Source organism: Paenibacillus sp. EC2-1, assembly GCF_049311625.1.
Classification (GTDB): Bacteria; Bacillota; Bacilli; order Paenibacillales; family Paenibacillaceae; genus Paenibacillus_AQ.
This window is the reverse complement of sequence record NZ_CP186006.1, coordinates 3,192,993-3,211,009: the sequence shown is the minus strand read 5'-3', so window position 1 is coordinate 3,211,009 and position 18,017 is coordinate 3,192,993. Positions and strand designations below refer to the sequence as shown.

Annotated in this window: 7 protein-coding genes; all 7 read left to right on the top strand. The window is 43.7% G+C overall.

All coding sequences use genetic code 11. The annotated features are described in order from the left end of the window. The first annotated feature begins 12 nt into the window (after nt 1-12). The 7 genes from ACK8P5_RS14965 (at nt 13) to ACK8P5_RS14935 (ending at nt 17,976) form a co-directional block, all read left to right on the top strand. On the top strand, nt 13-3,036 hold the full coding sequence (locus tag ACK8P5_RS14965; protein WP_422657067.1) for a DUF4838 domain-containing protein: 3,024 nt from the start codon (nt 13-15) through the stop codon (nt 3,034-3,036). A gap of 77 nt (nt 3,037-3,113) precedes the next feature. Next, nucleotides 3,114-6,203, top strand: a complete 3,090-nt coding sequence (locus ACK8P5_RS14960; RefSeq protein WP_422657066.1) for a dockerin type I domain-containing protein — start codon at nt 3,114-3,116, stop codon at nt 6,201-6,203. Nucleotides 6,204-6,237: 34 nt separating this feature from the next. Beyond that, entirely contained in the window at nt 6,238-6,360 is a 123-nt protein-coding gene (locus ACK8P5_RS14955; RefSeq protein WP_422657065.1) for a hypothetical protein, read from the top strand. Beyond that, nucleotides 6,326-6,979 (top strand): cohesin domain-containing protein, encoded by a 654-nt coding sequence (locus ACK8P5_RS14950; protein WP_422657064.1) that lies wholly within the window; start codon nt 6,326-6,328, stop codon nt 6,977-6,979. The genes ACK8P5_RS14955 and ACK8P5_RS14950 overlap by 35 nt, the downstream gene beginning before the upstream one ends. Before the next feature lie 48 nt (nt 6,980-7,027). After that, nucleotides 7,028-10,036, top strand: a complete 3,009-nt coding sequence (locus ACK8P5_RS14945; protein WP_422657063.1) for a sialidase domain-containing protein — start codon at nt 7,028-7,030, stop codon at nt 10,034-10,036. Nucleotides 10,037-10,148: 112 nt separating this feature from the next. Further along, nucleotides 10,149-13,949 (top strand): alpha-L-fucosidase, encoded by a 3,801-nt coding sequence (locus ACK8P5_RS14940; protein WP_422657062.1) that lies wholly within the window; start codon nt 10,149-10,151, stop codon nt 13,947-13,949. Nucleotides 13,950-14,052: 103 nt separating this feature from the next. Next, the gene (locus ACK8P5_RS14935; protein WP_422657061.1) at nt 14,053-17,976 is read left to right on the top strand and encodes a glycosyl hydrolase family 95 catalytic domain-containing protein; all 3,924 of its coding nucleotides are present in this window, start codon (nt 14,053-14,055) and stop codon (nt 17,974-17,976) included. Nucleotides 17,977-18,017: the final 41 nt, after the last annotated feature.

Below are 18,017 nucleotides of genomic sequence, written 5' to 3'. Positions count from 1 at the left end.
GGAGGGTACAAAGTGATTCGTGAAGTATTAACGAAGCGACTTGTACCTGTCATGATTCTGTGCATGGTTCTGCAAACTTTCTCCATGAATCCTTTGGTTAGCGCCTCTGCTTCGAACGTTGATGTTACGAAGCAGAGTGAGCTAACTTTGATCAACAATAAGCGTGTGGAGTCAGCTGTAATCTGGTGGAGTAAGGACAGTAGCTCCACTGTTGCTCAATATGCCGCTTCAGAATTGCAGAGCTACCTCAAGAAGATGACGGGTAGCAAAGTACCAATCGTAAAAGGAATAGCAACTGGCGACAGTAGTGGTCTTAACCACCTTACGAGTGCCCTGATTGTTGTCACTGGGGATGATGCAAAGAACTATACGAATACAAGTCAAGATGCGAACTTCCCTAGTGAATGGCTGAGTTCGGCTAACAACAAGCTTAATGGTTCGAAAGAAGATTCATTTGTAACAGAGGCTGCTGGAAATCGCATAGTACTCGCAGGGGAGAATGATCGAGGAACTTTGTATTCTGCGTATGAGATGCTTGAGAGTTTGGGGGTTCACTTTTTCGCTCCTAATTTCAAGTTCTATAACAATTTCTCAGAATCAGTGCCACAGGTTAATACGGTGGTCATTTCGGAGTTAATCAATGGACTTCAAGAACCTGATTTCAAGGTTCGAAGAAAGTATGTTGAAGAAGGTTGGAGTCATTCATCGGATAATTTACCTGCACTAATTGATTGGATGGCGAAGAACAAATTGAATACCCTAGTGGTTCCTTACGATTATATTGCCGAAGGGAATACACGCTGGGATGATTGGCGTCAGCATATGATTCCAGAGCTAAGCAAGCGGGATATCATTGTTGAGGTAGGTGGACATGGGTTTGAAAGTTTCCTTCGTAAGGATAAATACGGTGCAGCTCATCCAGATTGGTTCATCTCTGGATACAACGTATTCAATATCGCGAATGAAGAGGCTGTAGACACCTATGTGAATGAAGTTATTTCTTATCTGAGAGAGCGTCCTGAAATCGGAATTTTCGATGCATGGCCTCCGGATGTCGCAAGCTGGCCACCTGCCGTTATTGCAAAGTTCGGCAGTTCCGCCAATGCATATGCATATGTCGTCAATAAGCTTCATGCGAAAGTTCAGCAAGAACTGCCTGGTGTCCGAATTGAGGCAATTGCGTATTCCTCACATGATCAACCACCAAGCAGTGAGTATATGTATGATGAGTCCGTGTTAATTGACTTCGCTCCCTATTTCCGCAGCTACCGGGATACCGTATTTGATCCGAATTCTTCGGTGAATAAACCATCGGTTAATCTGATCAATAAATGGAGTAGCGTATTTAACGGAGATCTTACCATGTACGAATATTACCGCAGGTATGCATTTCATTCCCTTCCAGTTGTATTTCCAAAATTAATCGGTGAGGAGCTTCCTTACTATAAAACGATTGGAATGAATGGAATAGGTACGTACTCAGAGCCAGGAGATTGGATTACGTTTGAAATCACACATCTAATCTTAGCGAAGATGTCCTGGAATTCGGGCTCAAATCCGCAAGAACTGATCAGCGATTATGTGCAAGCTAGATTCGGTATAGCCGCCGGGGAAATGGCTCAATACTTCAATCTGGTTGAGGAAGCGGGCAGAGCTGTATTTAATCAACCAACAGGTGATTATAACAACTTAAATGCCGTAACTAAGGCGCGGAATAACTACTTGCAGTCTAAGTCACTACTGTCTGCTGCTTTAGAAATAGCGCCAACCGCAAGTTCTGTGGCATTTATGATTGAACGATTGGCATGGAACATAGATTTTGCCATTGCGGATACGGAAGCGGAGTTTTACAGATTAGGAAATGATGCAACCAAAGTAAGAGAAGCGAAGCTTCAAGCCCAAGCCTTATTATATTCCCATCGTTTCGATGGCATCATGCTGCAGAACTCTTACTCTCTTCGTAGATATCTGAGTGGCTTTGGGCAATCGGCTTGGATCTATAAGCTGAATCGCGGAGAACTGAAGCAAGCGCCAATGACTACGTTTGGTACCTACCAGAATAATGACATTGGCAACATTGTAGATGGTAAAGATGAGACGGTCTATTGGTCGAATATCAATCCATCTATTGGAGATTACGTAGGTCTTGATCTTAAGTCCGTTCAGAAGATTAAAGCGATTAACCTACTCATGTCTACTTCCGCGAAACCGAATGATTACATTCGTCAAGGTGTTGTTGAGGTATCTAGTGATTTTAAGGAATGGAGAACGGTAGCTGAGGCGAATAATCAGGCAGAAATTAAACTCTCTCTTGATGAAGATGTAAAAGCAAGATTTATTCGTTTCCGTTCAACAGCATCACAAACGCAGTGGGTTATCGTACGTGAGTTCAGAGTAAATGCGGAAGCCATCGAAGAGCCAGGTGAAGAAGGGAAGCTTCGTACTACCCTCATAACAGATAAGGATGAGATCCGTGCAGGCGAGACTGTTTCCGTAACACTTGGGATGAAAGACATTCCGTATCCGGCATACGCGTTAGATATTGAGCTGGAATACGATTCAAGTGTTCTGGAGTATGTATCTGCGGAATCTATCAAGGATGGTATCGCCCTTGTGGAGGCTAAAACTTCGCCTGGTAAAGTACGATTGATCGCTGCGAGTGAGGGACCTGATCATGCCTTGTCAGAGAACTCAGACATCGCAGAGATAACTTTCATAGGAAAGGAAAATCCCGTGTCTGTAACGGGAGAACTTGAAGTGTCTAAGGCCATCCTTGGTGATATGGAAGGGAAAGAAACAGAGGCGGCAGCTTCAACAACTAGTGTAACTGTGAATCCGAATTCTACGCCAATCCCAGACAGTGATGTCAACGGAGATGGAAAAGTAAGCATCGGTGACCTTGGTATTGTCGCTTCCCATTACGGAAAGGATTCATCAAGTCCAGATTGGCAACAAGCGAAGCGTGCTGATGTGAATGGTGATGGTAAGATCGACATTGCCGATCTTGCAATCATTGCTAAGAAAATTACGGAGTAACCTTGCATTGAAGGTGGGGCAGCCTTCTCGTCGGCTGCTCTCCTATCTTGCAAGTAAATTGAAGGGAGAAACTTCAAATGCAAGGGCTAAATCAGAAAGCTTGGATGCTTATAGCAGGGGTAGTATTATGTTGTCTCCTTATGGGAGGCAGAGCAACAATAGTAGACGCTGCACCAATAGATTCAACTGATGTAACCGCTTACCACGTTGATTGTTCTGCCACTGTTGAAGGAAGCGGAGCTATAAATAGTCCATTTTCCAAGCTAAGTTCCATCAATAACAAGCAATTACAGCCGGGAGATTCTGTTTTGTTTAAGCGGGGATCTACTTGTCTTGGACAATTCACTCCAAAAGGATCAGGATCCGAGGCGGCTCCAATCGTAATCGGTGCCTATGGTTCGGGCAATAAACTGCCAATTATTAATGCTGATGGTCAGACCAACGCAATTATTTTGAAGAACATGGCCCACGTCCAAGTAATGGATCTGGAACTGCTTGCCCCCGGTGATAATCGTACAGCGAAGCGCGGTATTTATGTACTAGGCGTGGATGCAGGAGATCTAAAGGGTGTTGTGTTGAGAGATTTGTACATACATGATGTTCGGGGTCAAATGCCTTCGACAACGGGTGGTGGAGCGAATTCCAGCTCAGGTAAATTTGGAAATGCATCTGGCGGCATTATTGTAGAAGCACAAGGGACCGTAACACCGACTGCTTATCATGGGATTCAAATCAAGAATAATAGGATAGAAGCGGTAGATCGCGGTGGGATCTATTTCTGGTCCAATTGGTGTAAGAGACCGGACTTAAGTCGTTGGGCGAATGACTGCACGGCCGCTTGGTACCCTCATAAGGATGTGCTTATTCAGGGCAATCAATTATCTGACATTGGAGGAGACGGAATCGTAGCCAAGATGACAGATGGGGGTCTTATCGAACGTAATGTTCTTGATGGGTTCAATGTACGCGCTAAATCTTACAATGCCGGCATGTGGACAGCTAACTCTGATAACATTATTTTTCAATACAATCGCACCACTGGCGGTGTAAGTACGCTGGATGGAATGGCTTACGATATTGATCATGCGACGAATCATGTGACCTTTCAATATAATCTTTCCTACAACAATGAAGGGGGATTCTTCCTCTTCTGTCCTGATTCAGCGAATACGAAAGATTTTATCGTAAGATACAATATTTCGATCAACGACCGTGCGCAAATATTCTTACATGGTTGTGGCGGTAAAATCGTAAATGGAAAAATCTACAACAACACGATTTATATCGGAGATGGCTTGTCCCCTAATGTCTATTCACAGAACAATTCACCGATTCAGAATGTGGAGTTCTTCAACAACATTGTTTATAAAGAGGGTTCGGGTACTGTCAGATGGGGCCTCAATTCAAATGAGTTCAAGATGGATCGCAATGTGCTTCACGGACTTTCTTCAATCCCTTCTTGGGCTACGAATTCGATGACGATTGACCCGATGTTCTTGAATGCTGGAACGCTTGAACCTAATGACTATCGCTTGAGAGAAGGTTCACCAGCAATAGGCGCAGGAGTCTTGATTAACGGTAACGGGGGGAAGGATTATTTCGGTAATCCAGTATCGAGTACTTTTCCTCCTAATATCGGGGCGTATGGAGGGGATGGAATACCAGCTTCTTCTGGAGAGGGATGTAAACCTAGAATAAGTACGAATTACGAAAGAGATTTCACTAAAGAAGGAGAGACACGAATTAGGGCATTATTAACAAGTTCATGTGCTGGTGATTTTACAGATCTTACGATTTCTGCAGATGGATATGAACATGTATTGGTTAGCCCTCAAATGAAGACAATCGAGCGTTTAAAACCGTTTAATGGAGTTAGCGTTGTTTTCAAATTGCATCTAAAAAAGGTTGAAGCTATGGGGGATTATCCGGTCGATGTTTCTTTAAAAGATGCTGAAGGTAAGGTGTTAGCTAGGTCACGAGTGGAAGCGGAGCTGTTTTCTTCTTCGTGGAAGACGCTACTGTCTGAAGATTTCGAGAACATGACGGTTGGTCTGTCTCCATCTGGATGGGAGACGAGTGGCAGCAACCCACCCGTCATTAAACAAACTTTAGACCATAAAGCCTTACAGTTAACGCAATCAGGTTCACTAAACAAAAGTATCTGGACATTTCCAGAACAAAGCGATTCTGTGAAACTTGTAGCTAGGGTGAAACCTGGACAGAGTAATACGCCACTAGGGTTGCACTATTTAGATGCGCAGGACGGCGAGATTCTTAAGCTTAGTCTGAATGGATTGGGTACGGTTAGTTATACAAGTCAAGGAACCTTTTTCGATTCTCAAACCCCTTATTCATCTAATCGGTGGCATACACTCGAAGCTGTTATCGATCGTAATAGTTCGCGCTATGTCGTCTTTTTAGACAATGTCATAGTAGGGGCGGGGAGTCTAGGGCCAAGTAGCAAATCCATTTCTAAACTTAGACTTCAAGTACCTAGCGGAAATACGACCGGAAGTTTTCTTCTAGATGAGGTAGCTATAGAAATACCAGGTGAGAGCGTGATTGAAGAGGGCTTTCGCACGATACTTCGAGGACCAGAAACGGCAAATTGGGATGAAAAGATATGGGTTGAATTCGGTGTGAAGGAGGCAGAGCAGGCATTCACAGCTCAGGATATCGTGATTAATTATGACCCTGATGTTATGCAATATATTGGCGTTGGATATGCATCTGGTCTAAATGTTTTACAGGAGAAACAGTTGGATCCAGATTCAGTGCGATTGATCGTAGCAAGTACTGGGTCGGAGAATGCTGTAAAAGGTGATGTGGTTTATCTTCTAAGTCTGGTCTTTCAAGTTAATCAAGGCGAAGGGAAAACAACAACAAATGTAGCGATCGAGAGTGCGTTATTTGGAAACGCTGAAGGGAATGAATTTTCGGCCAAATCGGCTTCAACCCAGATTGCAATACAAGATCGAGTCACCTCTTACGATCTGAACGGAGATGGCAAGGTGAGCATTGGCGATCTCGCCATCGTAGCAACCAATTACGGTAAGAATCAGTTCAGCCCGGATTGGGAGTACGTTAAGCGCGCTGATCTGAATAAAGACGGAAGGATTGACATTACGGATCTTGCTCAACTAGCGACACAAATTGTGAATCAATAATACACGCTGATATCCTAAAACGAAAATTTAAAAGATGAGGGTGAGAATTGATGAGAAGCATGGGATTGGTTCAAAAGAGAGTAATGGTGACTCTTATGGCTGTGATTATGAGCTGGATATTCATGGCGAATCCGGCAGTGAACGCGGAGACACCTGAAGCAGGGACTTCAGCGACTTTGGTTGGGAGTAAAAGCATTGTCGCACCGGGGGAATCCTTTACTGTGAAATATGGAGTCACTAGTGTATCTAGTGCGGTGTATGCACAGGACTTGACGTTTGAATATGATCCGGCTGTCATGGAATACATTCCAGATTCCATTCGCTCTCTTCAAGAAGGTGTAATTGTTGTCAACGAACCAACGATAAGTACTCCTGGCAAAATAAGAGTTTTCTTGGCGAGTTTGGGTAGTCAATATCCAATTACAGGAGATGCTGAAATCGTTGAACTTGGATTCAAAGCAGCAAATGTAGCACAAGATCAAGGCGGAAATCTCCAGTTAACCCAAGCCATCTTAAGTAATGAGCAGGGAGAAGAATCTGTTATTACCCCGGTGTCCTTAACGATTCAAATTAAAACAAAGACGGGATCATCTGAAGACGTAAATGGTGATGGCAAGGTGAGTGTCGGAGACTTGGCGATTATTGCTGCAAAGTATGGTATGGATTCTAGCAACCCGGACTGGGATAAGGTGAAGCATCTTGATCTGGATGGCAGTGGTGCAATTGATGTTGCGGATCTAGCGATGGTAGCTAAGAAAATAGTAGAACAAGAGTAAATGTTAGCTAGTCGAAAAATGATGATCTATTACTAAGGAGGTATTTTTTTGAAGAAGTTCGCGACAATTTTTCTTACCATTATGATGGTAGCGGCTATGTTGCCATTTACAGCGATGGCCAATTCGGCAGAACAACAGGAACAAGCTGATTCCAGACTCGTGCTTAGAGCGGAGAATCAACAAATTCGCAATGCTAATTTTACGAATCTAGATAACAAGGTAGACGCGCTTAAAGCATTAGACGAAGGCACAATTATTGTACGCTTCCGCTACACTGGTTCTTCGATCATGTCCTTATTCTCACTGAGCAATAATACGCTACCCAATGGACATTTCCATCTTTACATTACACCTTCTGCGATCGGAAGTGAGAATCGATATGAAGAGCCTGGGAAGACAGCATCAAATACTCACGTTAAAGCAGATGTTACAGTGAAAGAAAATGAAGTGCATACCGTTGCAATGGTCATGGATAAAGAAGATGGCTACAAATACTTCCTCGATGGAAAGCTTGTCAAGCAGGACACAACGACAGCTAAAAAGTTTCTAAATAATATCTATGCTCCAAACCGCGCAGAGCTAGGCAGAACTGAGCGTAAAGCTGGGTCGAATAATTATCCGTTTAATGGTGAGATTGATTTTGCAGAAGTATACAATGAACCTCTTTCAGATCAGGATCTCATCGCAGTCACCGGTGTAACTGCTAAAACACCGGTTCAAAATCCTTTGCCTGATAATGCATTAATTACAGAGCCGTATAGCGTTTTTTATCCAGGTCTATATGGATCGAATGCATACCGTATTCCAGCACTTCTGTACACAGAGGCGGGAACACTCATTGCAGGTATCGACAAGCGTATCAATCATGGTGGTGATTCACCAGCTAACATTGATATGTTGGTAAGACGTAGCTTTGATAAAGGAAAGACTTGGGAGAATGACGGAGTTTTGATTAATAACTACCCTGGTAATGCCTCAAACATTGATCAGGCGTTATTACAGGATAAGGATACAAAGCGGATCTTCTCTCTGGTTCTTGGTTTCCCTGAGGGCGGTGGATTTCCTACATCGCAAAGAGGCACGGGCTACAAGACGATTGACGGAAAAAAATACTTACTCCTGAAAGATTCCAGTAATCAGGAATTTACGGTTCGCGAGAATGGAGACGTCTACAACAGTTCAAATGTAAAAACAACTTATAAAGTGGACTCCTTAAGAAATTTATACAACAACAATGTTAAGATCGGGAACATCTTCCTTAGTAATTCACCGCTTAAGCCACTTGTCACTTCATATCTTGAGCTGTGGCATAGCGATGACGAGGGAGCAACTTGGGAAGGTCCAGTCAATCTAAATCCGGAAACGAAAGAAGACTGGATGGTGTTTCTCGGAGCTGGACCAGGAACAGGTATTCAATTGACTAAAGGGGAACATGCTGGAAGACTCGTATTTCCTGTGTATTTTACGAATGAGAATAATAGGCAGGCTAGCGCTACAATTTATAGCGATGATCATGGAGCAACATGGCATCGTGGAGAGTCGCCGAACCATGGTCGAATCGTAAATGGAGTAACGCTTGATGAGAGAACCTTTAATGGTTCTGCTAACGAGATTACGGAAGCCCAAGTATTAGAAATGCCAGATGGACAATTGAAAATGTTCATGCGGAATTACTCCGGTTATGCTCAAATTGCAACGAGCTTTGATGGTGGAGAGACTTGGGATTCTGAAGTGGTGACAGAGCGTGACCTAATAGCAGCTTACTGTCAAATGACAGCTATTCGTTTTGACGGTCAGATTGACGGACACGAAGCCGTGATCTTTGCAAGCCCTGGTAATTCGTCAAGTCGAATTAACGGAACGGTAAAAGTTGGTCTGATTAAGGAAGAAGGCAAACACGCCAATGGCAGAACGAAGTATAAGTTTGACTGGAAGTACTCTCAGTTAGTTAAGGAAGGTCATTATGCGTATTCCAGTTTAGCGAATCTGGGTAATGGAGAAATCGGTTTGTTCTATGAAGGAACAGGTAGTGAAGCGATGAGTTTCATTAAATTCAACACAGAGTATCTCAAATGGCAACGTCAAGGACAATTGCCGAATCCTTCATTAACTTCGATTCAACTTGAATCCGTACAATCAGATGGATATGTTGCTAATGATAAAGTACAGATTAAAGCTATTTTTGATCAATATGTGATGCTTAATGGTAACCGAACTTTGAAAGGCAAGATTGGTGAAAATGATGTGGTCTTTGAACTCAAAAAATCCAATGCAGCAGGTACAGAGTATGTATTTGAAGCTGAATTCCCGGAGCTTGCTCCAGGTGAATATCCTCTCGAAGCAGGATTCAGCACAAGTCTGGACATTAGAAATACCTTTGGAATCGCGTTAGATACACAATCGAGTATCAATAAACTGAGTACAGTTATTAAATCCAAAGCTGTAACAGAAGAACAAGGTACTTCATCAACGTTGACAGGTCCTAATCAAGTACGTTCTGGTGAGGATTTTAAAGTTCAATTGAGCCTGAATCAAATCAAGGATCCTGTGTTCGCGCAAGATATTACCGTACAATTCAATACAGACATCATGGATTTCGTATCTGGAACCTCCAAAATTGATGGTGTGCAGTTAGTAGAAACAGTCGATTCAGTATCTGGGCAGAGCCGATTCATTCTTGCTAGCACGGGTGCGGATCATGCGGTATCAGGTAATGTTCAGTTGATGGAACTTAACTTTAAAGCGAAACAATTACTTGAAGCTAAGTCTGGTGAAATTCGGATATCTGATGTAACGACAGGAGATGCGAACGGAGTCGAGTCGAAAGTAACAGGTTCCGCTTTGACAGTCAATGTTTCACCTGAGAATACGGGCATCTCTGGCGATCTTAACGGTGACGGCAAGATCAGCATCGGTGACCTTGGAATTGCAGCATCCCATTATGGCAAGGATTCAACAAGTCCAGATTGGGATAAAGCGAAAATTGCAGATCTGAATAAGGATGGAAAAATTGATATCTCTGATCTTGCAGCCATCGCGACAAAATTAGTGGAGTAAGAAGTAGAGGCGGGGAGATATGCAATAATTGATATCTTCCCGCTCATTTGATTGTCTCAATTCGATATGAATATCATGAACAAATTTGATAGCGGTCAGGAGGAAATATACTTTGAAGAAAAGATTATCCTCTTTTTTATTGGCTACATGTATGGTGTTCAGTACACTCCCCATATTCTCTTCGATTTCAGAGGCAGCAGGGAGTAGCCAGTCTTTGCTTGATATTGGTTTTGGGGGTTCGTTCTCGACGGAGAAAGGATACACAGCCTCTACAGGTGAAACGATGGACGGAGAGGTAAATCGTCGTTCTGGTAATGAGCAACTTGTATTTGGAGAAGGTATTGTATTGGGTGGTGGTACAAATGGGATAGAATTCCGTACCGTAAATCCTTATGGGACTACTACAATTGATGAACCATTTATCGTAGAAGCTGTCTTTAAGCCCCAGAGCTCGCAAAATACCTTAGGTACATTAATGGGGGTGATGGGCAATTTGTATGCGAGGTACCAATCCGCTACTACGCTGGAATATGGCTTTGCCGTGAACAACAACGGTAGCTGGACAGAGTATAAGGGCACGACCTCAGCACCTGAATCGGGTAAAGAGCATGCTATTGCTCTCGTTTATCAGCCTACATCTTCGGGAGCAGAACTAAAGGCATTTTTGAATGGTAAAGAGTTGACGCCAGCAATATCTAAGAATGGCCGTGCAGCTATAAGTGGTGGCGGCAGTGAGAAAGGGAAATTCAGTTTCGGTAATGAGGTTCATTCAGCAGCACTTAATCGTGGTTTCAAAGGTTCTATATCCCATGCAGTGGTGGCGGGCTATCAGGGGGAATTTAGTCCCTCTCTATTAAAGACAATGAGCCTTTCAAGCATCACTAAACATTTGGGGGTCAGAGCTCTAGGGACAGTGAATCAAACACAATACATCCCATCAGAGGATGAGATAGTCAGAGGAACGCTAAATGTGGAAGGAGGTCAAATCACAGGACTTGGACGTCTAAAAATGAGCGGCGAACAATCAAAGATCGTGTTCGCTCCTAGTCATAACTTTAATAATGAAGGGAGGTTTGATTCTGATTTTGCTATCGAAATATCGGCTGCTCCTTCTTCAATACAATCTGGAACGGTAGTGTTTGACATTGGAGGAGCTATAATGGTTCGTCGGTCTTCACAAGAGACTTTGGAGATTGTAAGTCATTCGGAGACTTTAGCGACCATTGATATTGAAGGGAAATTGACAGGTGATTATATTCATTTATCGCTTGTCTACACAGAAAATCGTGATGGAACTGCCTCAGTTAGTCTGTGGAAAGGTCAAGAACAGCTAGGTGAGACGTTAACATTAGCTGAAGTTCCAGCTGTAACTAAAGATTCTATCGTCTTTGGTGGTGCATCAGGAGTACCAACTGACAAGGCAAGTCTGAAGGGTGAAGTGTACGGAGTCGCTTTTGGTACTTTGGAAGGAAACTTCAAGCCTGAACTGCTTGGGCTTCTAGGGGGACCATGTCTGGTACCTACGGAACTTAATCCTGGCTACCGAATTCCTATCAATCAGAATGAATGTCCAGCAGCACTTGCTGCAAAAGCATCTTTAGTACGACCGGAACCTCGCCAGGTCACATGGCAGGAATATGAACAAACTGCCTTCTTACATTACGGAATCAATACTTACTATGACGTTGAATGGGGGAATTTTAACGAAGACCCGAACAAATTCCAACCAACAGATCTAGATACAGATCAGTGGGCCAAAACATTGAAGGAAAGCGGATTTAAGATGGCGATACTAACCGTCAAACATCATGACGGGTTCCTTCTGTATCCTTCAAGGTACACGGATTTTAGTGTGAAAGGGAGTACGTGGCAGAACGGAGAAGGGGATGTTCTTCGTGAATTTGTAACATCCATGCGTAAATACGGTATCAAAGTCGGCGTGTACCTGTCTCCAGCAGATCATCGAGCTTATACCGAAGGTATATTTGGCAATGGAAGCAAGCCGAGCTTACGGAATATCCCTACTCTGGTTGAAGGAGATGATCGTGCTAATAAAAGCGAACTTCCAACATTCAATCTGCCTGCAACGGATTACGGCTCAAGAATGCTTAATCAGCTATATGAGGTGTTAACGGAGTATGGAGAGATTGATGAAGTCTGGTTTGATGGCTCACAAGGCAACATTCCAGGCAATCGATCAGAGAAATATGACTGGGAGAGCTATTACTCACTTATTCGTTCACTTGCTCCCAATGCCGTAATCGCTGTATCGGGAAATGATGTTCGTTGGGTAGGTAACGAATCCGGCCGTGCAAGAGAGAACGAATGGAGTGTTCTGGGAGCGAAAATGGATGAAGAAGGAAAACAGGTCTATCATCCTTCTTATAGCTCATCGGATCTCGGAAGTCGGAGTGCTTTGGCAGATGCTGCTGCAAAAGGAATGGAGTATTTAACTTGGTTCCCAGCTGAGGTAGATGTAAGCATACGTCCAGGTTGGTTCTATCATGCCAATCAACAGCCAAAGTCAGTTGCAGAGCTAAGAAACATTTATTATCAGTCCATTGCTCGAAATTCAGTTCTGTTACTTAATATCCCGCCCGATAAACGTGGAAAGCTTCCGGATGCAGATGTTGCGCGTTTGAAGGAATGGAATCTGCGTATGAAACGTGATTTTGCGGTGAATCATGCTTCTCGTGCTGTTGTTAGTGCAGAGAACGGTGCAGCAGGATCAGATCCGAACAAGGTCATTGACAGAAACAATAAGACATCATGGCAATCTTCATCCGTTCAGCCGAGCACCCTTACGTTTAAGCTTAATCAAACAGTCGAGGTTGATAAGGTGCTTGTTCAGGAAGATATTACGCAGGGTCAACAAGTAGAATCTTTTGCGGTGGATGTCCGTAAAGCGTCCGGGGAGTGGGAACAGATAGCAACCGGAGGAGTTATCGGTTATAAACGCGTTCTTTTGCTTCAAAATGCTGTAACGGGCACAGAATTCAGAATCCGCATTCTGAAAGCAAGAGGTCCTGTTCATTTGGAAGAAGTTGGACTATATCCAACCGTTTCTCAGGTTGCTGATACAGCGGAGCTAGACGCACTAATTCAGGAATCAAAAAGCTTCCATGATGAAGCTGTGGAAGGTAACAAGACGGGACAATATCCGGTAGGCTCCAAGCAATTATTAAATCAAGCAATTCAAGATGCCGAGCTCGTTTCGAGTGATCTGACGTCTACGCAAGAACAAGTGACAAAGTCTAAAGATCAGCTGCAAGTTGCACTTGATAAATTCAAATCGTCCGTCATTGGTGAGCAGATTTTGACGTCAACCATAACGGGACCGGATAAGGTAAAAGGAGGCGAACCCTTCACCGTTAAAGTTGGGTTGAACAATGTTTCGGAACAAATATTTGCAATAGATATGACGATTCAGTTCGATGAACAGACCATGGAATTTATCGCGGCTGATTCGTTAGTAGAGGGAGTTCAACTTGTAGAAACCGTTACGAAGGTTCCTGGTCAAGTTCGAATGATTGCCGCGAGCGAAGGTGCAGAGCATGCAGTGAAAGCAGCTGCGGATATCCTGAATCTCGAATTTAAGGCGAAGGAAAGTGCCGGAGGTTCTTCAAGTAAAATCACAATTTCTAACATGACGCTTGGTGATGAGAATGGAACAGAAACGAAGGCACTAGCTTCGTCAATCACGTTTGATATTACTACGGATACACCTGGATACTCTGGCGATCTGAACGGAGATGGAAAGGTAAGTATCGGTGATCTGGGCATCATGGCCGCACATTACGGTAAAGAATCCACAAGTACAGATTGGACTAAGATTAAGCATGCAGATCTGAACAACGACGGAAAAATCGATATCGCTGATCTTGCGGCACTAGCTAGAAAGATTATCGAATAGGAAAACCAGAACATATGGCAGCCCAGGACAAAGCACTGTGACAAAAACTTGCTGATCTTGGGGCTGCTATTTTTAAACGACTAATATGAGAGGGGTAAGCATAATGCAAATAGGCAACAAAAGGTTGTTCAGGCGAACAGCTGCGGTGCTATCGATCTGGATCGTTTGTTCTCAGATACTTAGCAGTTTATTACCGATTAACGGAATTATAGGTTCAACACTGCATGCGGATATACAGCCGGCTGTGGATAGAACAGCGGGTGATCAGGATTTGTCCCTATGGTATCGACAGTCGGCAACGAATTGGGAGACACAGGCTCTACCGATTGGAAATGGACACATGGGCGGCATGGTTTTCGGAGGCGTCTTACAAGAGCGTATTCAATTTAATGAAAAGACGCTATGGAGCGGTGGACCTGGTGCAGATCCAAATTATCAATACGGAATTAAAGATGGTGCGCAGGCCCATGTTGAAACGATAAGACAACTTTTAAAGGAAGGAAAGGTCAATGAAGCCAAGGCGCTTGTTGGGAAAATAACAGGTGTCATGGGTGCTGGAGATAGTTCCTTTGGGGCTTATCAGGCATTTGGAGATGTATTTCTGGATTTTAATCGTCAATCAGCCTATACCGTAACGGCAAGCTCAGATAATCCGCAATACGGTGAACCGATTTCGAATCTAACAGACGGCTCAGTGGATACGAAATGGTATTCAGGCGATGGAGCACCTCCTTTCTGGGTGCAATGGGCATATGAAGAATCCAAGATCATTACTGGATATTCATTCACTTCAGGAAACGATGTACCGGACCGAGATCCGAAGAACTGGACGCTAAAAGGTTCGAATGATGGGCAGCAGTGGACCGTGTTGGACACAAGAAGTAATGAAGAGTTTGCGAGTCGGAAGTTGAAAAAATCTTATACATTTGCCAATAGTACAGCTTTTAAGTTTTATAAATTTGATCTGGTAAGCAAAGGTGGAAGTAAAATTCAATTATCCGAAATGGAGATGACAGGTGCTTCTGATAACAGTGGAAGTCAGACTTTCTCGGATTATCGGCGTGAGCTGGATCTTAATGAGGCAATGGCAAGAGTGTCTTATACATCCAACAATGTGAAATACAAGCGGGAGTATTTTATAAGCTATCCCGATAAGGTCATGGTTATGAGACTGACCACGGAAGAGAATCAGCCGCTGACCTTTGATATTCGTCTTACCGGAGCTCAGCCCTCCAATAGTGTGAAGGCAGAAGGGAAGAAGCTGATTTTAAGCGGTAAGGTTCCGAGCAATAAGATGGCGTATGAGGCTCAGCTTCAAGTGCAACATGAAGGAGGAAGTGTGACAGCGAATAACGGGAAATTAACCGTGAACGGGGCGACAAATGTCACGATCCTGATGACCGCTGCAACAGATTATGCGAGCGACTACCCAACGTATAAGAGTGATAAGACGCCAAAAGAAGTTGTTGAAGCCAATCTTGCGGCGGCAGCAATAAAGTCGTTTGATCAGCTGCGTGTCTCCCATGTGACAGATTATAAAGAGTTGTTTGATCGAGTTTCTCTCGATCTAGGTGGATCGGTAGCGAATATTCCAACGAATGAGCTTTTGAACGGTTACAAAACAAATGCTAGCGAGTCAGAGAAAAGAAGCCTTGAGGCATTATTCTTCCAATATGGACGTTATCTACTTATCGCATCCTCACGGGAAGGATCACTTCCTGCCAATCTGCAAGGGGTGTGGAATCAAGTGAATAATCCACCTTGGAATAGTGATTACCATACCAATATCAATGTGCAGATGAATTATTGGCCTTCTGAAGTCGTGAATCTAGCGGAAACGGACATTCCTTACATTGATTACATTGATTCACTGCGTGAACCGGGAAGAGAGACGGCGCAAAGACATCATGGCATCGAAGGGGAAGGCTGGGCTATTCATACGGTAAATAACCCGTTTGGTTATACGGCACCTGGATCTGACTTCTACTGGGGCTGGTCTCCAGCGGCGAATGCCTTCATGGTTCAACAAGTGTGGGATCATTATGCATTCAGCGGAGACAAAGATCTATTAAGGGGTCAGGTGTATGACATTATTAAAGAAACCACACAATTTTGGGTGAAGTACCTGGTTGAAGACTCCGATGGAAGTCTTGTATCATCTCCTTCGTATTCTCCAGAGCAAGGGGATGTTTCCATCGGTGTGTCATATGATCAGGAATTAATCTGGGAGTTATTTACACAGTTCATAAAGGCAAGCGAGATTTTGGATGTGGATGAAGCGCTTCGTAGTGAGGTCATGGAGAAACGTAGCAAGCTCTGGATGCCGCAAGTTGGGCGATGGGGACAGGTTCAGGAGTGGAAGAACGACATTGATAGCCCTACCGATCAACATCGGCATATCTCGCATTTGATCGGATTATATCCAGGAACACTTATCAATGAAGTAGATAATCCGGAGTTGTTTGCAGCAGCAAGAGTTACATTGAATTCGCGTGGAGATGGGGGAACGGGCTGGAGTAAAGCGAACAAGATCAATTTATGGGCACGTCTGCTAGACGGTAATCGTGCACACAAACTGTTAGGGGAGCAGCTCAAGGGCAGTACACTCGATAATTTATTCGACACACATCCTCCTTTCCAAATCGACGGTAACTTTGGAGCCACTTCCGGAATTGCGGAGATGCTTCTGCAAAGCCATGCAGGAAGTATTGATTTACTAGCAGCTTTACCAGACTCATGGCCTACTGGAAATGTTACAGGCCTTGTTGCAAGAGGTGGATTTGAAGTCGATATGAGCTGGGAAGGTACGATTCTTAGAGAAGCAATGATTACTTCGAAGCAAGGAAATAAAGCTACAGTAAAATATTCTGGATTTGCAGAGCTTAATAAAACGAAGGTTGTACATGTTGGGAGTGGGGAATCTGTCAACTATACAGCGAATGGGAATGTAATTGAATTCCCAACAGTGAAGGGGCAGCAGTATAAGATTATGTCTAGTCGAAAACCGCCAGTGCTTCCGATCAAAGTGGATGATAAAGATTCGTCCATTGTATACACCGGAGTGTGGAGTCCTTACAGTAATCCTAGCAACTACCAAGGCACAGAAAGCTTTAGTAATGAGAAAGGTGCATCTGCATCCTTCACGTTTACTGGGACCTCCATTAAATTCATCAGTGCACTTCAGCCGAACCACGGCTATTTTGATGTCTATCTTGATGGAGAGCTTGTGGCGGAAGGTGTGGATGGATATGGTCCAGCAACATTGAAACAGCAGGTTTTATTCCAAAAAGCAGATCTATCAAAAGAGGAACACACGATCAAGATCGTGGTGAAGGGGACAAAGAATAATGCCTCTTCGAATACAATCGCGATGATTGATGCTTTTGAATATGTACCTGTTGGCGATGATGAGCCTGAAGAATCTGCTGCTATGACTTTATCCAGTCCTAAGTCGGTTAATCAAGGGCAGAGCTTTACTGTAGACCTGGGTATTACCCATGTCACGGACGCAGCTTATGCACAAGACATTCGATTGAAATACGACGAAAATCTTCTTGAGTTCATCTCGGGTGAATCTGTCTCGGATGGTGTTCAGGTATTGGAGTCAAAGAATGATCCAAATGGAACGCTTCGTCTGATTACGGCAAGTACAGGCGCTGATCATGCCATAAAAGGTGATGCAAAACTTCTCGAACTGAATTTCAAAGCGAAGCTCGTTACCAAGTCCGAAGGTGCCAACATAAAAGTAACCAGTGCTTTGTTTGGGGATCAGAATGGACAGGAGAAAGAAGTGGGCACCTCAAGTATTCAGATTGAGATTAAGGAAGATGAACAACCGCCGGTTCGTTCCGAAGACTTGAATGATGATGGCAAGGTGAGCATTGGCGATTTAGCGATTGCGGCTTCCCATTATGGCAAAGACAAGAATAGTCCGGATTGGCAAACCGCACAGCGTGCAGATATTAACAATGACGGTAAGGTCGATATTATGGATCTGGCTGTTATTGCTCGGCGAATATTGAACTAAATCACAAGTTTATTTGTTCTTTGAGGGCCCTTTAAAGGGCC